Genomic DNA, 20,960 nt, shown 5'->3' on the forward strand with positions numbered 1-20,960 from the left:
CAGGGAAAATCATGTCTACTGCCAAGCGCGACTTCGAGCGATTTGTTATCTGGCTGCACCAGCCAGCCGTCGGGGCGCCATCTGATGTACGGCGTCTGGCCAATCTAGCATTGGCAAACTTCGACGCGTTGGCGCGGACATCGAGACAGCACAGCCAGCGGTCCACCTTTTTGGTAGATCTCGCGCGAAGGAACCTGGCTCAGACACCTGACGGCCAGCCGAACATCCAGGAGATCGCCGCCGATGGCACTTGGCCGTGGCGGCGTCTGCGAAGCATGACCATCGGGCCATTTCGAGGCTTCCGCACGCCAGAGCCATTCGATTTGCAGAAGCGCGTGATCCTGTTCTATGGTCCGAACGGCAGCGGCAAGACTAGCCTGTGCGAGGGACTGGAGTACGGTCTCTTGGGTTCCGTCGAAGAGGCTGAGTCCAAGCGGATTGACGGGCGCGCCTACCTCACCAACCTGCATGCACGGCGGTTTGAACCGCCGACACTCCGCGCGACGGACCATCAGAATCGTGATGTTGCAGTTGCGGCGAGTGCCGACACCTTCAGATTCTGCTTCGTCGAGAAGAACCGGATCGACGCGTTCTCACGCATTGCGGCCAGGCCGCCAGCCCAACGCACAGAGCTGATCGCCACGCTGTTTGGCATGGACAAGTTCAACGATTTCGTGGGTCATTTCAACGAGTCGATTGACCAACAACTGACGCTGACCGCTGCCAAGCAGATCGTCCTTACCGGCAAACGCAATGCTTTGTTGGCCGATCAAGCAACCGTCAATGGGGAGGCCCAAGCGTTATCGAGTTTGACCAACGAAGAAGCCAACCTAGCACTTACGCACTCGGAAGGGATGACGTATGCGGGACTGAAGGCGCTTATAGGCACCGCTGAGACACCCGGACGCCTGCAAGAGCTAGAAGGCATCCTGAACGCCGTGCCACCGGCAGCAATTGGGCTAACGCGACAAGGTCTGCTCAGCGCATTCGAAGCACCGCACCTCAGGCTCGAAGAGGTGGTAGGCATCACAGCACAACTTCAGGCCAGGAGCAGCCAGGTTTCTTTCAAAGACCTGTACACCGCCGTCCTTGCTTTGCAAGCTGGCGAGGATGATCACTGCCCAGCCTGCAACACTCCATTGGCTGAAGTCAAAGCCAACCCATATGAGAAAGCATCTGCCGGTCTTATCCAACTGAAAGAACTTGGGGAACTGCAGGAACGACTGGCAACCGCGCAGGAGAAGGTGGCCACCGCATCGCGAGAACTGCGGCGGCAGCTTGGCGTTCTGTCTGCATTCCTTGCATCCTATGAAGAGCAAGAGACACCTGTGTTCCACTACCTTGCTGGCCTTGCAGCGGAACCAGCCGGAGACTGGTGGGCAGCTGTTTACCCCACCCACCAGGATGGAGCTGCTGTAACGCTGGACCAGATTCTTGCCATCGTTGACCGAGCTGAAGCGCAAGACAGGACCTCAGCTCTTGCCCGTCTGGAGCGCCAACGCAACATCGCGGAACGTGATCGACTCAACGAGTTCCGCTTGGCCGTTCAGGTACAAGATTTGAAGCGGCAACAACTCGTTGACAGCTTAGCTGCGGCAAAAGCCCGCATTGCAGCCTTTGACGTGGACAACGCTCCGCTCATCGAGGAGGTGGCTCAAGAAGCTCGCGATGTAGCACGCGATGAACCCATAAAAAGTGCATACGACCGATTCCTGACCTTGTTAAAAAGCTACCGGAACGAGCTTCCAGGCACCTTGATGGCGGGTCTGAACGAAACAGCGATGAACCTGTACAACGAGTTCAATCGCAACGACCTCGATGCGGACAAGCTTTCGGCCTTACACCTACCGCTGACCGCCGAGCAAAAAATCGAGATCTCGTTCAGAGGCAACCCGCAGGTCCGCGTCGATGCTCTTCGAATCCTCAGTGAAGGCCATATTCGATGTTTGGGTCTGGCGATTTTGCTCGCCAAGGGCCAAAGCATTCAAAGCCCACTGATCGTCTTCGATGACGCCATCAACGCAATCGACCACGATCACCGAAGCGGAATTCGCGAGACGATCTTTGAGAGCGATCATTTCGCAGATACCCAACTCATTGTGACTTGCCATAGCAATGAGTTCATCAAAGACATCCAGCAGCATCTCTCCGCACAACGTCGCGACGACTGTCAGGTTTACCTGCTTCGTCACCACATCGGCAACTACCAGCCCCGTGTGACCGGCAATATTCCTAGCCGGAACTATGTGGTTAAGGCGCGGTCATCCAAGGATGCATTGGACAACCGGGAAGCGCTGGCTTCATCCCGACAGGGCCTTGAGATGTTGGCCGAAAAGGTTTGGCGCTGGCTCGCGAGCCACGGCCTAGGCGTGATCAATCTGCAGCTTGCAGGTGTCGGTGCCGAACCAAGTCTGCGCAACCTTAGCGAAGCACTCTACAAGCGGCTGAATGACTCCGCGACGTTCAACCATCCGAATAAGGCTGTGCTGGTAGATACCTTCGGCCGCATTCTCGGTATCCCAGCTGCCAACTTGGTGTGGACCTATCTCAACAAGGGGACACACGAAGAGGCAAACAGAGATGACTTCGACGCAGACCTGGTGGAGTCCGTGGTTCAGACGTTAGAGGCGCTGGATGGCCTTGACCTCCGACCAGGAAGGTAACGGGCCCCACTCATTTCAGTCGGCTCGATGGAATGAAGACAAAGGCTCCCTAAGGAAACAAGGTTTCGGAGCCAGCGAATCTCTCAACAATCGCGTCAGCAATCTCTCACTAACCTGACACAGATCTCACTATCCGTGTCACCCGACAGCCATCAAGCGTCGATGTTCGTCGCGCGCAGGGCGTTGGTTTCGATGAAATCGCGGCGAGGCTCGACCTCGTCGCCCATCAACATGGTGAACACGCGATCGGCCTCGATGGCGTCCTCGATCTGCACGCGCAGCAGGCGACGCACATTCGGGTCCATCGTTGTTTCCCACAGCTGCTCGGGGTTCATTTCACCCAGACCCTTGTAGCGCTGGCGACCCACCGAGTTCTCGGCTTGGGTCATCAGCCAGGCCATGGCAGCGCGGAAGTCGCTCACCTTTGATTCCTTGGCCTTTTCGCCCTCGCCACGGCGCACCACGGCGTCGGCGGTCAGCAGGCCCTTGAAGGTGACACCAGCCTGCGTCAGCAGTTCGTAGTCGGAACCATGCAGGAAGTCGGCGGTGATCACGCTGCTCTTCGTGTTGCCATGGAAGATGCGGCTGATGCGCAGGATGTGCTTGTCGTGGCGCGCATCGAATTCAGCCGTCACCTCGGCGTTGTGCAGGGCGGCCTTCAAGGCAGCCGCACTGGCTTGGGCATCGGCTTCGGTAGTCAGGTTCAAGGTCAGGCCATTGGCGATGGCGCGCAGGGCTTCCACGTCCATCCAGGCACTCAGGCGTTCGACCACGTTGTTGGCCGTCACGTAAGACTTGGCCAACTCCTGCAGCGCTTCCCCTTCAATGGCCGGCTTGCCGGCACCGGGCAGCACCACGGCGCTGTCCAGAGCCACCTTGGTGAGGTACTCGTCCAGCGCACCGGCGTCCTTCAGGTATTGCTCCTGCTTGCCGTGCTTGACCTTGTAGAGAGGCGGCTGGGCAATGTAGATGTGGCCACGCTCGACCAGCTCCGGCATCTGACGGAAGAAGAAGGTCAGCAGCAGGGTCCGGATGTGGGCGCCGTCCACGTCCGCGTCAGTCATGATGATGATGCGGTGGTAGCGCAGCTTGTCCGGGTTGAAATCGTCGTTACCGGCGCCACGGCCAATGCCGGTGCCCAGCGCCGTGATCAGCGTGAGGATTTCATTGCTGGTCAGAAGCTTCTCGTAGCGGGCTTTTTCCACGTTCAGGATCTTGCCGCGCAGGGGCAGGATGGCCTGGAACTTACGGTCGCGACCTTGCTTGGCCGAGCCGCCGGCGGAGTCACCCTCCACGATGTAGATTTCGCACAGCGACGGGTCTTTTTCCTGGCAGTCGGCCAGCTTGCCCGGCAGCCCCAGGCCGTCGAGCACACCCTTGCGGCGCGTCATTTCGCGAGCCTTGCGAGCCGCTTCACGGGCACGCGCGGCTTCCACGATCTTGCCGCAGATGATCTTGGCGTCGGTCGGGTTCTCGAGCAACCAGTCAGTCAGCAGGCGCGAGACGATGTCTTCCACCGGTGCACGCACTTCCGACGACACCAGCTTGTCCTTGGTCTGGCTCGAGAACTTGGGCTCGGGCACCTTCACCGACACCACGCAGGCCAGGCCTTCGCGCATGTCGTCACCGGCGATGTCGACCTTGGCTTTCTTGGCCAGCTCGTTGTCTTCGATGTACTTGTTGATGACGCGGGTCATCGCGGCACGCAGGCCGGTCAGGTGGGTGCCACCGTCACGCTGCGGGATGTTGTTGGTGAAGCAGAGAACGGACTCGTTGAAGCTCTCGTTCCATTGCATCGCCACTTCGACGCCGATGTTCGTGCCTTGCTCCGACATCTTGTCGCCCATGGCGTGGAAGATGTTGGGGTGCAGGACGTTCTTGCCCTTGTTGATGAACTCGACAAAGCCTTTGACGCCACCTGCGTAGGCGAAGTTGTCTTCCTTGTTGTTGCGCTCGTCGACCAGACGGATCTTGACGCCGTTGTTCAGGAAGGAGAGTTCACGCAGGCGCTTGGCCAGGATCTCGTAGTGGAAAACGTGGTTCTCGCCGAAGATTTCCACGTCCGGCAGGAAGTGCACCTCGGTCCCACGCTTGTCGGTGGTCCCGGTGATCTTCATCGGGCTGGTTTCTGCCCCGTCACGGATCTCGATGACGCGGTCTTGCGGCACGCCCTTGCGGAACTCGATGAAATGAACCTGGCCATCGCGGCGCACGGTCAGACGCAGCCACTTGGACAGCGCATTCACGCAGGACACGCCCACGCCGTGCAGACCGCCCGACACCTTGTAGCTGTTCTGGTTGAACTTGCCACCGGCGTGCAGCTCGGTCAGGGCGATTTCAGCGGCCGAGCGCTTGGGCTCGTGCTTGTCGTCCATCTTGACGCCCGTGGGAATGCCACGACCGTTGTCGACCACCGAGATGGAGTTGTCCATGTGGATGGTGACGACGATGTCATCACAGTGCCCTGCCAGCGCTTCGTCGATGGAGTTGTCCACCACTTCGAAGACCAGGTGGTGCAGACCGGTGCCGTCGGACGTGTCGCCGATGTACATGCCTGGGCGCTTGCGCACGGCTTCAAGGCCTTCCAGGATCTGGATGCTGCCTTCGCCGTAGCCCGTGTCCACAGGGGTGGCGGGCTTTTCAGGCTGTTGGTCGGGTTGAATCTCGTCGGTCATCTGTGCAAGCGCCTGGATGGTTCCAAAAAAGGAAAAGGGCCCCGATCTGACAATACCGGGACCCTCGATTCTAGCCGCTCAAGCCGACATCAAATGCGCATCGGCATGACAACGTATTTGAAGCCTTCGAACTCGGGGTTGGTGATCAGCGCCGAGCTGTTGGCATCTTGCAGCGACACGGTCACCATGTCCTGGCTCATGTTGGCCAGCACGTCCATCAGGTAGCCCACGTTGAAACCGATCTCGAAGCTGTCGCCACCGTAATCGATTTCGAGTTCTTCCTTGGCCTCTTCCTGCTCGGCGTTGCTCGATGCGATGCCCAGCACGCCCGGCGCAAAGTTCATGCGCACGCCCTTGAACTTCTCGGACGTCAGGATGGCCGCACGCTGCAGCGAAGCCAGCAGGGTGGTGCGGCCCAGGGTGATGTGGTTCTTGTGGTTCTTGGGGATGACGCGGTTGTAGTCGGGGAACTTGCCCTCGACCAGCTTGGTCACGAACTCCAGCCCACCGAAGTTGAACTTGGCCTGGTTGCCGGCAAAGCGCATTTCGATGACCTGTTCTTCCTCACCCTTGCTGTCGTCCTTCAGCAGACGCTGCAGTTCCAGCACGGTCTTGCGCGGCAGGATGACTTCTTGCTTCGGAATCTCGACGTCCAGGGTGGCCTGGGCCAGTGCCAGGCGGTGGCCATCGGTGGCCACCAGGGTCAGGGTCTGACCTTCGGCCACGAACAGGATGCCGTTGAGGTAGTAACGGATGTCGTGCACGGCCATGGCGAAGTGCACCTGACCGATCAGCATCTTCAGCGTCTTTTGCGGCACGCTGAAAGCGGGACCGAAGTCAGCGGCTTCCTGCACCAGCGGGAAGTCTTCAGCCGGCAGGGTCTGCAGGGTGAAGCGGCTCTTGCCACCTTGCAGGGTCAGCTTGTTCTGATTGGCTGTGAGCGACACGATCTGGTCGCTCGGCAGGCTCTTGAGAATGTCACCCAGCTTCTTGGCACCCACGGTGGTGCTGTAGTCACCGTCATCACCATCCAGCTCGGCGGTGGTGCGGATCTGGATTTCCAGATCGCTGGTGATGAATTCGAGCTGAGGGCCCTTCTTGCGGATCAGGACGTTGGCAAGGATGGGCAGCGTGTGGCGTCGTTCGACGATGCCACCCACTGATTGCAGTGCGGCGAGGATTTTTTCCTGGGCTGCTTTCAACACAATCATCTTATTCTTTCAAATTGGTCGTCGTAGTAGAGGGCCGCTTTTTTTGTGAACAACGCTATTTTGTCCTGATTCTTCAAGGATTTAGCCTCAGGACAAGCCTGTGGATCGTACCCCGGTTCGAGATGGGGACAGCTGACAACAACTCTGGAAAAAGCAGAGACCCTGTGGATAAGCCTCTGCTTGTTCAAATTTTGTCCACAACCTTGTTGGCTTGACAGGTCTGCAGAACCTTTGGCAGCGCGTTCAAGCGCATTAAAGCGGTCTCCAGGGCTGTGAACAAGCCTGTTCATCAAAAAAGGACAAGCGCGTTGTTTTCCACACGCACAAGCTGTTTTGAAAAGTTGTTGTGCAGCTGTCCCTGTGCTTTCCAGACCGGGCTTCACAGACTTTGAAGTAAGACAAGTGCTTGATCTGCTTGATGAAAACAGACTTGTCCACAGAAAGAGGCACCCTCTACTACAACCACCAATGAGATATTGAAGAGATAGTGTTGTGGACAGCTTCGCTTCACCACAGGCGAAAAAAAAGGAGGCCTGAAGCCTCCTGGTGTCGCTTGCTGAACCGGGTCAGCCTTTGAGCGTCTGTTCCAGCACGTGCAGTTGCTGGTTGAGTTCGGTGTCCTTGCCACGTTCACCAGCCACCTTGCGCACGGCGTGCAGCACGGTGGTGTGGTCGCGTCCACCAAAGAGTTCGCCGATTTCGGGCAGGCTCTTCTGGGTCAGCTCCTTGGCCAGGTACATGGCGATCTGACGGGGCTTGGCGATCGAGGCCGGGCGCTTCTTGGAATACATGTCCGCGACCTTGATCTTGTAGAAGTCGGCCACGGTTTTCTGGATGTTCTCGACCGAAATCTGGCGGTTCTGGATGGACAGCAGGTCCTTCAGGGCTTCACGCGCCAGGTTGATCGTGATCTCCTTGTGGCTGAACTTGGCAAAGGCCAGCACCTTGCGCAGGGCGCCTTCCAGTTCACGCACGTTGGCACGCACGTTCTTGGCCACGAAGAAGGCCACGTCTTCAGGCAACTCAATGGCTTCCTGGGCAGCTTTCTTGATCAGGATGGCGACACGCATTTCGAGCTCGGGCGGCTCGATGGCCACGGTCAGGCCAGAGTCGAAACGTGACGTGAGGCGTTCATCGATGTTGGCCAGACCCTTGGGGTAGGTGTCCGACGTCATGATGATGTGGGCTTTCTTGGCCAGCAGGGCTTCGAAGGCGTTGAAGAACTCTTCCTGCGTGCGGTCCTTGCCAGCGAAGAACTGCACATCATCGATGAGCAGCAGGTCGAGCTGGTGGTACTTGGCCTTGAGTTCGTCAAAGGTCTTGCGCTGGTAGTTCTTCACCACGTCGGAGATGAACTGTTCGGCGTGCAGGTAGAGGATGCGCGCATCGGGCTTGTCTGCCAGCAGGGCGTTGCCGACGGCGTTCATCAAGTGGGTCTTGCCGAGGCCAACGCCACCATAGATGAACAGCGGGTTGTACATCTGGCCCGGGGCGCCAGCCACATGCAGGGCAGCGGTGCGGGCCATCTGGTTGGCACGACCGGGCACCAGGTTGTCAAACGTCAGGGCCGGGTTCAGGCCCATGACCTGCGGGTGAGCCTTGACGTGGGCCACCGGCTCGGCTGCCATGGGCATGCTGCTGTGCTGCGAAGTCTGCTGCGCCGCAAACGAATTGGGCGGCAGGGCACGGGCGGGCATCACGCCGGCAGCAGGCAAGGGCATGGCCGGGCGGGCCATAGGCGCGCGCGGGGCCAGGCTGATATCGAGCTTGATGGGGCCTTCGACCAGTTCGCCCACGATGGCTTCGATGCGGGCGCTGTACTGGGTGCGGATCCAGTCGAGCATGAAACGGTTGGCCACTCGCACGTTGACGAGGGTCACGCCGTCTTTCTGGCTGACGTCGGCAGGGGGCAGGGGGCGAATCCAGGTGTTGTACTGCTGCTCGGGCAATTCGGCAGCCAGACGCTCGCAGCTGCGCGGCCACAGGCTGGCCAGATCGGCAGAAATGGGGCTGTCAGCGCTGGATTCGAGGGCACTCATGTTGTGGACAAGTCCGTACTTGGGCCGCGAATTCTACGTCCAGATCGGGCAATGAGGAATGGGTTATCCACAGATTTTTACCCATGGTTATCCAGAGTCAAAAGCGCTTGACAGGCAAGGGCATTGACCACAGGCAAAAGATTTGGTGTAATCGCGGGTTCGACCGGCCACGTGGCTGGAGTAGGCCTGTGGGCAATTGATTTCACAGGTTCAGATCACAAGAAGGATTGACCATGAAACGCACTTACCAGCCCTCCAAGACCCGTCGTGCCCGTACCCACGGCTTCCTGGTTCGCATGAAGACCCGCGGTGGCCGCGCTGTCATCAACGCTCGTCGCGCCAAGGGCCGCAAGCGTCTGGCTGTCTGAGCCAGGCAGTCGGGGTAGTCTGACCCCTGCCTCAGCCGACGACCGTGCGCAGGCCCAGCCTCAAAGCTGTTGATTTTCAAAAGGCATTGGGCACGCGCCCTGTGGCGCGGTCTGCCCATTTCGTTTTGCATCTCCTGCCGCAAGATCCTGGTCCTGCGGATAAGTCCGATGTCTCTGAAGGGCCATCGGGCATGGAGTTGTCAACAGCTGGTACCGAGTCTGCTTCCCTGCATGTGGAAGACTGCCCTTCGTGGCGGCTCGGGCTGGTTCTGCCCAAGCGTCTGGCACGACGTTCTGTGACCCGTTCTCTGCTGCGCCATCAGGCGCGGGAGTCCGTTCGCCGGCATGCACCCGCTGTGGCGGCTGCAGGCTGGGGGCCTTACTCGCCCGCAGAAGCCTGGGTGCTGCGCTTGCGCGCGCCATTTGACCGTCAGCAGTTTCCCAGTGCCGCGTCCGAGGCCCTCACAAAGCTGGTGCGCACGGAACTCGACGCCCTCTGGGCAGCGTTGTGCGCCCGAAAGCGCCCGAACGGAAGCCACTGAGATGATTCGCCTTGTCCGCTCGGCTGTGCAGTCCGTGCTGATCGGGCTGGTCAAGGGCTACCGTTTCTTACTGAGCCCCTGGTTGGGCTCGGCCTGTCGCTTCACGCCGACCTGTTCCCAATACGCACTCGATGCCTTGCAGCGACATGGTCCTGCAGCCGGCAGCTATCTGGCTGCGCGCCGTTTGTTGCGCTGCCACCCGATGTGCGCCGGTGGGCATGATCCTGTACCTGATAAGGTGCCGGGTCTGTTTTCCCGTTTTTCCAACCCTTCGTCGGATCCCCATCACCCATGAATGATCTGCGTCGCACCCTCCTGTGGTCGGTGTTCTTTGTCTCGCTGCTGATGCTGTGGGACGGGTGGCTGCGCCACACTGGTCAGCCTTCTCTGTTTGCACCGGCGCCTGCTGCCAGTGCGGCGGCAGCGTCTACCCCTGCGGTGGCCACGCCGACAGCAGCCAGCGTGCCTGCGGCCACTGGTGCCACGGCTGCTGCCGTGCCTGCTTCTGATGGTGCCAGTGCACCGGTTCCTGCCAAGGGTGAGCTGATCACCCTGACCACCGATGTGACCAAGGTGACGATCGACACCTTGGGCGGCAGCGTGGTGAAGGTGGAACTGCTCAAGCACCTGAGCCAGGAAGACAAGGTCAGCCCTGTCGTGATCCTGGATCAGACAGCGACACACACTTATCAGGCGCAGTCGGGCCTGGTGGCTTCAGGTGCCGCCTTGCCGACCCACAAGACGCTGTTCTCCGTGGTGAGCAAGGAGCGTGCGCTGGCCGCCGATGCCAAGGAGCTGGTGGTCACGCTGGAGTCACAGCCGGTTGACGGCGTGAAGCTGGTCAAGACCTTCACCTTCGAACGTGGCAACTACGCCATCGATGTGAAGCAGGAAGTGGTCAACGGCTCGGCAGTGGCGATTCGCCCTTCGCTGTACGTGCAGCTGCTGCGTGATGGCACCCCGCCGCCGGCAGCCGAAGGCCCGGGTGGCTTCCTGAGTGGCCCGGTGGCCTACACCGGCATGGCGATTTACTCCGCCAAGGGCAAGTACCAGAAGATCGACTTCAAGCACATTGAAGAAGGCAAGGCCGAGTTCGAGAAGGCTGACGACAATGGCTGGATCGCCATGGTGCAGCACCATTTCGCTTCGGCCTGGATCGAAAACGACAAGCTGCCGCGCGAGTTCTTCGCCAAGAAGGTCGACAACAACCTGTATGCCACCGGCATGCTGCTGCCCATGGGTGAAATTGCCCCTGGTCAGACCAAGGCGCTGGACACCAAGTTGTTCGTGGGCCCGCAGGAAGAAGTCAAGCTCAGCCAGCTGGCCGATGGCCTGGAACTGGTGAAGGACTACGGCTGGACCACCATCATGGCCAAGCCGCTGTTCTGGCTGCTCAACAAGCTGCATGGCTTCCTGAGCAACTGGGGCTGGTCCATCGTGGCGCTGGTGGTGCTGCTGAAGGCAGCCTTCTTCTGGCTGAATGCGAGCGCCTACCGTTCGATGGCCAAGATGAAGGCCCTCAACCCGCGTATCGCCGCCTTGAAGGAAACCTATAAGAGCGATCCGCAGAAGCAGCAGCAGGAAATGCTGCGCATCTACCGCGAGGAAAAGGTCAACCCGATCGGCGGCTGTCTGCCCATCCTGATCCAGATTCCGGTGTTCATCGCGCTGTATTCGGTGCTGTCGTCGTCGGTCGAGATCCGCAATGCCCCATGGATTGGCTGGATCACCGATCTGTCTCTGAAAGACCCGTACTACGTGCTGCCGGCACTGATGACGGCCTCGACGCTGCTGCAGACCTGGCTGAACCCCAAGCCGGCTGACGAGATGCAAGCCAAGATGATGTGGATCATGCCGATGATTTTCTCGGTGATGTTCTTCTTCTTCCCGGCTGGTCTGGTGCTGTACTGGCTGACGAACAACCTGCTGTCGATTGCACAGCAGTGGTTCATCAACAAGCAGCTGGGTGTGAACAACAACGCCTGACGTCGCTGCTGCCCTGCACAGAAAACCGCCCGCTCAGCCGGGCGGTTTTTTTTCGTCCATGTGCCTTGGCAAGCAGCTGAACGAGAATACTAACGTGATGAGAAAGACAAACACACCATGAGCTGGACGGATCGCAACAACCCTATCGTCGCGGTGGCAACGGCACCAGGCCGAGGTGCGGTGGGCATCGTGCGCGTGTCCGGACGCGGATTGATGCCCCTGGCGCAGGCCTTGACCGGGCGGGTGTCCCTGCAAGCCCGGTATGCCACGTACGGGCCTTTGCTGGATGCGAAAGGGGAGGCCATCGACCATGGTCTGGCGATCCACTTCCCCGGGCCGCACAGTTTCACCGGTGAGGATGTGCTCGAACTGCAGGCGCACGGTGGGCCGGTGGTGCTGCAGCTGTTGCTGGCACGCTGTCTGGAAGCTGCCGCAGAGCTGGATGCTGGCACGGGGCAGCCCCGGCTGGCCGGTTTGCGCCTGGCTGAACCGGGTGAGTTCACGCAGCGCGCGTTTCTCAACGACAAGATCGATCTGGCTCAGGCGGAGGCCATTGCCGATCTGATTGACGCGAGCACCGAAGCCGCGGCGCGCTCTGCTGCCCGTTCGCTCGGGGGGGCTTTTTCGAAAGAGATCGAGGCCTTGCGCGACCAGTTGATCAACCTGCGCATGCTGGTGGAGGCGACGCTGGACTTTCCCGAAGAGGAAATCGACTTCCTGGAGAAGGCCGATGCGCGTGGTCGCTTGAACCGGGTGGTCGATGCGCTTGACAAGGTGCTGGCTCAGGCCCGTCAGGGGGCGCTCTTACGGGAAGGTCTTCAGGTGGTGCTGGCTGGGCAGCCGAATGCGGGCAAAAGCTCGCTGCTCAATGCCCTGGCTGGGGCGGAACTGGCCATCGTGACACCCATTGCAGGAACGACACGCGACAAGGTCAGCCAGACCATCCAAATAGAGGGGGTCCCTTTACATGTGATTGACACCGCCGGGTTGCGGGCTGACCATGAAGCCAGTGATGAAGTGGAGCGCATTGGCATGGCCCGTAGCTGGGAGGCGATTGGTCAGGCTGATGCCGTGCTGTTTCTGCATGACCTGACGCGGTGTGACGAGGAGACTTACGCGCGGGCCGATGCTGATATTGCTGCTCGTTTGCCGACAGGCGTTCCGGTGGTGCATGTTTTCAACAAGGTGGATGCCGCGAGCGAGCTGGTCATGGCCAGCTACACAGCGGGTACGCCGGACATGACACTGGGTTTGTCGGCACGCACCGGGGCGGGGCTGGAGGCCCTTCGGCACAAGCTGCTGGAGATGGCCGGTTGGCAGTCGGCATCGGAAGGCGTGTTCATTGCGCGGCAGCGCCATGTGCAGGCCCTTCGGCTGGCCAGATCACATCTTGAAATGGCACAGGCCCATGCCGCTCAGCGGGATGGGGCACTGGATTTGCTGGCAGAAGAATTGCGTCTGGCGCATAACGAACTGGGTGCGATCACCGGGGCGTTTTCGCCGGATGATTTGCTGGGCGAAATCTTTACGCGGTTTTGCATTGGCAAATAGTGCAGTATGTTGATCGTTATGTATTAAATTTCTGCGTTTTGCGCAATATCCACCATTAAAGAGGAAATGATGGAAGTCACCGAACTGCATCAGGCCATTCAGACCCTGAATACCGAAGATGCCTTTCGCCCGAGGCTGGATCCCCAGCAATGGCGAACCTTCTTTCAGTATCTGACCCGCCATGAACTGCGCTCTGGTGACTTGCTGATCAAGCAGGGCGACCGGGATCGCACGGTCTATTTCCTGGGTCAGGGCTCGATGCAGGTGTTCATGACCGGGGGCACGCCCGGCGCGTCTCGCATTGCCATCTTGCGTCCTGGCTCGGTCTGTGGCGAAGCTGGTTTGTTCGGTGATGGGGTGCGCATGGCCAATGTGGAGGCGATGACGCCCTGTGTGGTGTTTGCCCTGCGCCTGCCTCGGTTTGAAGAGCTGTGTGCCCGGGTGCCCGGTGTGGCCCTGGAGGTGCTGCGCTCCCTCGGTGGCGTGATGGCCATCCGCATGCGAGCCAACTTGCAGAGACAGGTTCCTTCAGCGTAAAGTCAGTCCCGCCCTTTCTGAATTTCTGAATGTCGGCGCCCGATAAACACAAGGGAGTGGGTGGGATGTACAACAGTCAGGAGTTGCGCCGGCCGACCGTGCTGGTCGCGGACGACTCTCCGCAAAATATCGAGTTGCTGTCGCGCGTGCTGGGGCAGGACTATCGGATCAAGGTCGCCACGTCAGGCGAAAAGGCCTTGACCATCGCCTATTCCGACGAATCGCCCGATCTCATCCTGCTCGACATCATGATGCCCGACCTCAGTGGGTATGAGGTGTGCCGGCGCATCAAGGCCAATCCGGATCGCCGCCGTATTCCCATCATTTTCGTGACGGCCATGAGCACGGTCGAAGATGAAAGCATGGGTTTGTCGCTGGGCGCGGTTGATTACATCACCAAGCCCATTTCCCCGGCTCTGGTGCAGGCTCGTGTGCGTACCCACCTGGCCTTGTATGACCAGTCTCGTGAACTTGAGCGCATGGTTGCCCAGCGCACGGCCGAACTGGTGGCCACGCGCCAGCAGATCATCCGACGCCTGGGGCGTGCCGCCGAGTTCCGCGAAAACGAGACCGGCAACCATGTGATCCGCATGAGCCATGTGGCACGGTTGATCGGCCTGCAGGCGGGCCTGGGCCCCGAATCCGTGCAATTGCTGTTTCAGACGGCTGCCTTGCACGATGTCGGCATGATCGGCGTGCCGGACAGGGTGGTGCTCAAGCCAGGGGTGCTCGATGATGACGAGCGCAAGCTGGTGCAGCAGCACCCGCAGATGGGGGCCGACATCATTGGCCGCCATGACAACGAGTTGCTGGCCATGGCGCGCGCCATCGCCTTCAGCCACCACGAGCGCTGGGATGGCAGTGGCTATCCGCAAGGGCTGGTGGGGGATCAGATCCCGCTGTTTGGCCGCATCGTGGCGATTGCCGATGTGTTTGATGCCCTGATGAGCAAGCGCCCCTGGCGTGGCCCCATGACCGTGGCGCAGGCGCTCAGCACGATGGCTGAAGGCAAGGGCACGCTGTTTGATCCGGCGCTGCTGGCGTGTTTCTTCCAGCAGCAGTACGAGATCCTCAAGGTGATGGATCTGTATGCGGATGATCGGGGCGTGCTCGCCGACCAATGATGTCCGTCAGCACCGGACGGGCGGCATCGAAGTCATAGCGGCTGAGGTGCTGGAACAGGGTCTGCACCACCGCGACGCCTTCCAGCATGCGCCAGTGCTGCAGGATGTCCTGCATGAGCTCCAGTGACTGGGCATCATCGTCGTCGATGAGGGCGGCCAGTCGCTGCCATTGGCTGTGCAGGACCTCGTCATCAGGCAAGGCTGCGTCCGCTGTCGCGTTGGGAGCCGGACTGCTGTCGGCCTGACTGATGAGGGCCTGGATGTCCTGACGAACGGCCTGGAGTGCGGTCAGGGTGTCGTGCAGGACGGGCTCGACGGGCTCGTCCGGGGTGGACAGCAGGTGGGTTTCGAGCAGGGCGGCCTGTTGCTGCAGCTTGGCGGCGCCGATGTTGCCTGCCAGACCCTTGAGTGTGTGGGCGTGGCGGGCGGCATCGTCGAGCCGGCCCTCTGCCAGGGCCGACGCCATCTGGTCGCCAAAGTCCTGCTGGGTCTTGTCAAAGCCTTTGAGCAGGCGACGATAGAGGTCCAGATTGCCCATGCAGCGTGTCAGGCCGTCCACCGTGTCGAGGACAGCGAGGTGGGCGTCGCGCGCGATGAAGGGGGGCTGCAGTGCCTGTGGCGGCGGCAGATCGGGGCCGCTTGCAACCGGTACCGCCGGGCGGGCGGGGATGATCCACCGGGCCATGATGGCGAACATCTGTGCCAGGTCCAGCGGCTTGGTGATGTGGTCGTTCATGCCGCAGGCCAGCACGCGTTCGCGGTCCGAGGCCATGGCGCTGGCGGTCATGGCGATGACGGGCAGGGTGGCCCATTGTTGGGAGGCGCGGATGCGCTGGGTGGCGGTGTAGCCATCCATGACGGGCATCTGGCAGTCCATCAGCACGCCATCGAAGGGGCCGTTGTGCTCGAGGCGGTCCAGGGCCTCCATGCCGTTGTGGGCGGTGACCACCTGGATGCCGGCGCGCTCGAGCAGGTCACAGGCGAGGTCACGGTTCATGGGCTGGTCTTCCACGAGCAGCAGGCGTGCGCCGGCGAGCTGGCGTTTGGCCTTTTCGAAGACCTGCGGCCCCTGGTTGATGGCGGCAGGCAGGTGATGGTGCTGCCCCAGTGCCTTGGAGACGCTGTCCAGCAGGGTCGAAGGGGTCACCGGTTTGGTCAGGACACCAGCGAGGCCGACGCCCTCGGCAGCCCGCAAGGCCTCTTCGCGGCCAAACGCCGTGACCAGCAGCACGCAGGGGCGGTGTTCGGGCGGAAGATCCAGCGCGCGGCGCGCGAAGGCGATGCCGTCCATGCCGGGCATCTTCCAGTCGGTGACCAGCAGATGGTGCGGCTTGCTTTCTCGGGAAGCCTGATCGATGCGGTGCAAAGCCGCCTCGCCACTGAGCGCGGTCTCGACGTCCAGTCCCAGCCTTCTCATCATGTGGCCCAGGATGTCGAGGGCGGTCGCGTTGTCGTCGACCAGCAGCACCCGCTTGCCGCGCAGTTCCGTGGCGAGCAGGGCGCGGCGTGCCCCGGCATGGTCCTGCATGCCGAAACGGGCTGTGAAGTGCACGGTGGTGCCCTTGCCCACCTGGCTTTCGACCCAGACGTCGCCGTTCATCATGCGCACGAGCTGTCGTGAAATGGTCAGGCCCAGGCCGGTCCCGCCATATTGACGGGTGGTGGAGCTGTCGCCCTGGGTGAAGGGCTCAAACAGACGGGTGAGCAGATCGGGCTCAATGCCGATGCCGGTGTCGCGCACCCAGAAGTGCAATTCAACGTGGCGGGGGTCCAGCCGGCGCACTTCGACGCCGATGATGACTTCACCCCGCTCAGTGAACTTGATGGCGTTGGTCCCCAGGTTGATGAGCACCTGGCCAAGCCGCATCGGGTCGCCGACCAGGGCGGTGGGGATGTCGGGGTCGGCGGTGAAAAGCAGCTCCAGCCCCTTTTCTTCGGCCCGCACACCCAGCACATCGGCCATGTTGCTGATGACCTGCTCGAGCTGGAAGTCGGCGGTCTCGAGCTCGAGCTTGCCGGATTCGATCTTGGAGACGTCCAGCACGTCGTTGAGGATCTGCAGCAGGTTGCCCGCGGCGCGGTGGGCCTTGTCGACGTAGTTGCGTGCCCGTGCGGGCAATTCATCCAGCAAGGCCAGATGCGTCATGCCCATGACCGCATTCATCGGCGTGCGGATTTCGTGGGACATGTTGGCCAGGAAATTCGATTTGGCCAGCGCCGCGGCTTCGGCTGCATGGCGCGCGTCGCGCATGTCGGCTTCGGCCTGCTTGCGGGCGGTGATGTCTTGCAGGATGGCGCACAGCTGCTGCTGACCATCTTGTTCCAGCGGGATGAGGACCACCTCGGCGTAGAACGCACTGCCGTCGAACCGGGTGTGAAGCCATTCGAAGGTTTCAGCCTGCCCGGTGGTGGCGATGCGCCCCAGGATGTCGTCAGCCTGGCTCTCCGAGGTGGTGCCCTCCGCCTGCAGCACCGGCGAGAGTGGCGGCATGGGTGGGCGCAGACCCAGCAGCGCTTGCTCGCTGCCGGCCTGGAACAGCTCCACCGCCCTGGGATTGCAGCGCAGGATGCGGGCCTGCGTATCGCAGAACATGAAGCCCAGAGGCGCATGTTCGAAAACGGCGTTGGAGCGCTGCTCGATCTGCCTGCGCTCGGTGACATCGAGCCAGTAGCCGTTGTAGATGGTGGCGCCATGGGCCGAGATGGTGGGGGTGCTGTCGCAGCGGATCCAGCGGCGCTGCTGCCCGGCGAAAATCGGGAACTCGCGCGGTGCGGTAGGGGGCAGGTGCAAGTCTGGCGAGATCAGTCGCCATGGCAAGGCGGGATCATCCTGCAGGGCTTCGGGGTCGGTGTCGAACAGGGTCTTGAAGCCTTGGCCGACAAAGTTGAAGTAGGGCTTGTCATCTGCGGGCTGCTTGTAGCGAAAGACCACCAGTGGCAAGGCATGCGCCATGTTTTCGAGGCTGCGCTGGGCATGGGTGAGCATGGACAGCCGACGGGTACGTTGGGCCATGCCACCGATCAGCCAGTAGCCCATCAGCAGCAGGAGCAGGGCTGCAAGCGACCAGCCGGCGATCAGGGCACTTTCTGCGCCCATGGGTGTGAGGGCCCAGGCCTGCAGCCCGGCCGGGTGCAGCGGGACGGTGCTGGCCATGTAGCGCTGTCCGTCGATGGTGACCAGATCGACGATGTGATCCCGGACCTTGACGCGGGTGGTTTGCCAGGGCAGGGTGGGTGGCGTGCCCATGTACAGCCGGGCTGTTTGCTCTGCATTGATGGCAGAAGGTGGGGCCAGCGGCATGCGGTGCAGCAGGTCTTCCTGTCGGCCGCCCATGACGATGACGCCCTGGGCATCCACCACGAAGAGGCGGCGGTCCGGGTCGTCGAAGATGCCCGAGAAAGCCTGTGGTTCCTGTTTGACGACCACGAAACCCAGTGTGTTCTGGCCGCGGTCAACCCGTGAAGCAAAGAAGTAGCCAGGGATCTTGGTCACCCGACCGACGGCGAATTGCTGCCCACGTCCGTTGTCGAGGGCTTCGGTGTAGTACCGGCGGGTGCGGTAGTTGGAGCCCAGGATGACCGGGCTGCGGTTCAGGCGGCTTTCGGCCACGACGGTGCCAAAGCGGTCAAACAGGAAGATGTTGTTGAGGCTGAAATCTTCCGTGGTTTCTTTCAGCGTGGCCGACATGGCGCGCACATCGGCGCGTTCCAGCAGCCAGTGCTGGGTCTTGAGCTGGTCGGTCTCCTGAAGCCGGTCGCTGTCAGGCACCTTGATCTGGGCGAGGAAGTCGGCGATCGAAGCCTGGCGTCCCAGGGCTTTGGGCAGGGCTTCGAGTTGCTGGAAAGTCAGATCGACAGCGTCGGCCAGGTTTTCCAGGCGTTGGGCTGTGGCCTGCAGGCGCTTCTCGCGGTGGTCGTTGAGCTGGTGGGCAATCAGGATCCATGCGCCGATCAGGATGAGTACCGTCCAGATGATGGCGGCCCAGATGAGGGAGCGATTGAGACCGACGCGGCTGCTGAGCGTGTCTTGCGGCCCGGTTTCAGGCTCCATGGGTGAGAACTTGCGGGCGCCATCCATCCTGAACACGCTCCTGTGCGTTTTTCTTGTTCTGACACCATGTTGGTGTCGGCGGTGTGGCTGCAGTTTGCCCGCTGCCGGCCTTCTCCGCCAGAGGGATGCGCCCAGGGCTAGCTGTTGAGCAACACTTCTTCTGCGCGGTTGAGCGCCTTGGGGCGGCCCGACAGCACGAGGGTGTCACCCTGTTCGAGTCGCAGTGAGGGCGTGGGCGTGATGACCGCGCCGTAGGCGCGACGCAGGGAAATGACCACGACCGTCATGTCGAGCTCATGCAGCGCGTGCTCCAGCGTCTTGCCAATGGCGGGCGCATCTGGGCCGAGGGTGAAGGAGCGCAGGCGTTGCAGTTCGCGCTCGTCGACCGTGTCGTCATCGGCACCGTGAACGTAGTTGCGGATGATGCCGTAGCGGGCCGCCCGCTGGTCCTGGATCATGCGCAGCACCCGGCGCATTGGCACGCCCAGCAGGGCCAGCGCCTGAGAGGCCAGCATCAGCGAGCCTTCCAGGGCTTCGGGGACCACCACCGTGGCGCCTGCAGCATGGAGTTCGTCGAGGGCGCTGTCGTCGGTGGTGCGAACCAGTACGGGTACGGTGGGCGCATGCTCGTGGACCACCTGCAAGATCTTGCGGGCAGATGCCGTGTTCGGGTAGGTCACCACGACCGCTGCCGCGCGCGTCAGACCCGCGGCAATCAGGCTCTGGGGCCGTGTGGCATCACTGAACACCACGTTTTGCCCGGCCGACATGGCCTGCTGGACACGGTCCGGGTCCAGATCCAGCGCGATGTAGGGGATGCGCTGCTGTTGCAGCAGATAGGCCAGGCTCTGCCCGCTGCGGCCATAACCGCAGATGACGACGTGGTTGTGGATGCCAATGGTTTTGGTCGCCACCTTGGTCATGGCCAGCGACTGCATCAGCCAGTCGTTGGACGACAGCTTCATCACGATGGTGTTGCTGGCCATGATGATGAAGGGCGTGGCCAGCATCGACAGCACCATCGATGCCAGCAGCGGGCTTTGCGCCTGGTGGGGAATGAGGTGGGTGCCGGCGGTGAGCGTCAGCAGCACGAAACCGAATTCACCGGCCTGAGCCAGATAGAGACCCGTGCGCAGTGCCACCCCGGTTTCTGCCCCGGACAGGCGGGTGAGCATGGTGATCAGACCGAACTTGAACAACACCGGCAAGGTGGTCAGGATGAGCACCAGCAGCCAGTGGTCGATGACGCTGTGCCAGTCGAGCTTCATGCCGATGGTGATGAAAAACAGGCCCAGCAGCACGTCGTGGAAAGGCCGGATATCGGCTTCCACCTGGTTCTTGAACTCGGTTTCGGCAATCAGCATGCCGGCCAGGAAGGCACCCAGGGCCATCGACAAGCCGGCGTAGTCGGTCAGCCAGGCCAGCGACAGGGTCACGAGCAGCAGGTTGAGCATGAACAGCTCGGCGCTTTGGCGGCGAGCGACCAGGGTGAGCCACCAGTGCATGACCCGGGGCCCGGCCAGCAGCACGACCGTGAGCACCGCCACACCCTTGCCCATGGCGATGGCCAGGGTGCGGGTCAGGTCGGCGGCGCTGTCTTCACCGAGGGCAGGAATGAGCACCAGCAAGGGCACCACGGCCAGGTCCTGAAACAGCAGGATGCCCAGTACCCGCTTGCCATGGGGGCTGTCGAGCTCGAGTCGCTCGGCCATCAGCTTGACGACGATGGCGGTGCTGCTCATGGCCAGCGCACCACCCAGTGCGATGGCGCTCTGCCAGGTGATGCCCCAGCCCAGCAGCCCTTCGGCATGGCCCATCTGGGCCATGATGGCACTCAGCGCGGTGTGGCCGATGAGTGTGGCGATCATGGTGAGGGCGACCTGGCTGAAGCCCAGGCCGAACACCAGTGACTTCATGCTCTTGAGCTTGGGCAGGTTGAACTCCAGCCCGATCACGAACATGAGGAAGACGACGCCGAATTCGCCCAGATGCTGCACACCGGCCGAATCTTTGGCCAGCGCAAGGGCGTTGGGACCGATCACAATACCGACTGCCAGGTAGCCGAGCATCGGTGGCAGTTTGGCCAGACGGCACAGCACCACGCCGAGCACCGCGGCAAACAGGTACAACAATGTGAGGTCGAGCGTGCTGGCCATCTTGTCCCTAGAATCCCTCGATCCTACCCGCTACATTCATGACTGTTTCAAACATTC

At 61.3% G+C, this 20,960-nt stretch carries 14 protein-coding genes; 8 read left to right on the forward strand and 6 right to left on the reverse strand.

Features of this window, described 5'->3' with window-relative positions; all coding sequences use genetic code 11:
- The first annotated feature begins 11 nt into the window (after positions 1–11).
- Entirely contained in the window at positions 12–2,663 is a 2,652-nt protein-coding gene (locus ACE3PH_RS00540; RefSeq protein WP_374315403.1) for an AAA family ATPase, read from the forward strand.
- Positions 2,664–2,815: 152 nt separating this feature from the next.
- On the opposite strand, the gene gyrB is transcribed toward ACE3PH_RS00540, so the two are convergent.
- The 4 genes from gyrB to dnaA all read right to left on the reverse strand — a co-directional run bounded on the left by gyrB (position 2,816) and on the right by dnaA (position 8,588).
- Positions 2,816–5,338 (reverse strand): DNA topoisomerase (ATP-hydrolyzing) subunit B, encoded by a 2,523-nt coding sequence (gene gyrB / locus ACE3PH_RS00545; protein WP_374315405.1) that lies wholly within the window; start codon positions 5,336–5,338, stop codon positions 2,816–2,818.
- An 89-nt stretch (positions 5,339–5,427) separates the two neighbouring features.
- Entirely contained in the window at positions 5,428–6,549 is a 1,122-nt protein-coding gene (gene dnaN, locus ACE3PH_RS00550; RefSeq protein ID WP_374315407.1) for a DNA polymerase III subunit beta, read from the reverse strand.
- Positions 6,546–6,932: a hypothetical protein gene (locus ACE3PH_RS00555; RefSeq protein WP_374315409.1), complete on the reverse strand. Its 387-nt coding sequence runs from the start codon at positions 6,930–6,932 to the stop codon at positions 6,546–6,548. The genes dnaN and ACE3PH_RS00555 overlap by 4 nt, the downstream gene beginning before the upstream one ends.
- A 183-nt stretch (positions 6,933–7,115) precedes the next feature.
- Positions 7,116–8,588: a chromosomal replication initiator protein DnaA gene (gene dnaA / locus ACE3PH_RS00560; protein ID WP_374315411.1), complete on the reverse strand. Its 1,473-nt coding sequence runs from the start codon at positions 8,586–8,588 to the stop codon at positions 7,116–7,118.
- A 233-nt stretch (positions 8,589–8,821) separates the two neighbouring features.
- Here dnaA and rpmH point away from each other — a divergent pair, with 233 nt between their 5' ends.
- The 7 genes from rpmH (at position 8,822) to ACE3PH_RS00595 (ending at position 14,696) form a co-directional block, all read left to right on the forward strand.
- Positions 8,822–8,956 (forward strand): 50S ribosomal protein L34, encoded by a 135-nt coding sequence (rpmH, locus tag ACE3PH_RS00565; RefSeq protein ID WP_005798102.1) that lies wholly within the window; start codon positions 8,822–8,824, stop codon positions 8,954–8,956.
- Between the two features lie 44 nt (positions 8,957–9,000).
- Positions 9,001–9,498 (forward strand): ribonuclease P protein component, encoded by a 498-nt coding sequence (locus tag ACE3PH_RS00570; RefSeq protein WP_374315417.1) that lies wholly within the window; start codon positions 9,001–9,003, stop codon positions 9,496–9,498.
- Position 9,499: 1 nt separating this feature from the next.
- On the forward strand, positions 9,500–9,793 hold the full coding sequence (yidD, locus tag ACE3PH_RS00575) for a membrane protein insertion efficiency factor YidD (protein WP_374315419.1): 294 nt from the start codon (positions 9,500–9,502) through the stop codon (positions 9,791–9,793).
- Entirely contained in the window at positions 9,790–11,484 is a 1,695-nt protein-coding gene (gene yidC / locus ACE3PH_RS00580; RefSeq protein ID WP_374315421.1) for a membrane protein insertase YidC, read from the forward strand. Before yidD ends, yidC begins: the two co-directional genes overlap by 4 nt.
- A 117-nt stretch (positions 11,485–11,601) precedes the next feature.
- Positions 11,602–13,035 (forward strand): tRNA uridine-5-carboxymethylaminomethyl(34) synthesis GTPase MnmE, encoded by a 1,434-nt coding sequence (gene mnmE / locus ACE3PH_RS00585; protein ID WP_374315423.1) that lies wholly within the window; start codon positions 11,602–11,604, stop codon positions 13,033–13,035.
- Between the two features lie 66 nt (positions 13,036–13,101).
- Positions 13,102–13,572, forward strand: a complete 471-nt coding sequence (locus ACE3PH_RS00590; RefSeq protein WP_374315425.1) for a cyclic nucleotide-binding domain-containing protein — start codon at positions 13,102–13,104, stop codon at positions 13,570–13,572.
- A gap of 65 nt (positions 13,573–13,637) precedes the next feature.
- Complete coding sequence (locus tag ACE3PH_RS00595) at positions 13,638–14,696, forward strand: HD-GYP domain-containing protein (RefSeq protein WP_374315427.1); 1,059 nt, start codon at positions 13,638–13,640, stop codon at positions 14,694–14,696.
- Here ACE3PH_RS00595 and ACE3PH_RS00600 read toward each other — a convergent pair.
- Both ACE3PH_RS00600 and ACE3PH_RS00605 read right to left on the reverse strand, forming a co-directional pair.
- Positions 14,644–18,774 (reverse strand): response regulator, encoded by a 4,131-nt coding sequence (locus ACE3PH_RS00600; RefSeq protein WP_374315429.1) that lies wholly within the window; start codon positions 18,772–18,774, stop codon positions 14,644–14,646. The two genes, ACE3PH_RS00595 and ACE3PH_RS00600, sit on opposite strands and share 53 nt — an antisense overlap.
- A 110-nt stretch (positions 18,775–18,884) precedes the next feature.
- On the reverse strand, positions 18,885–20,903 hold the full coding sequence (locus ACE3PH_RS00605) for a cation:proton antiporter (protein WP_374315431.1): 2,019 nt from the start codon (positions 20,901–20,903) through the stop codon (positions 18,885–18,887).
- Between the last annotated feature and the right edge of the window lie 57 nt (positions 20,904–20,960).

It is taken from the genome of Aquabacterium sp., assembly GCF_041909175.1.
Taxonomy (GTDB): domain Bacteria; phylum Pseudomonadota; class Gammaproteobacteria; order Burkholderiales; family Burkholderiaceae_C; genus Aquabacterium.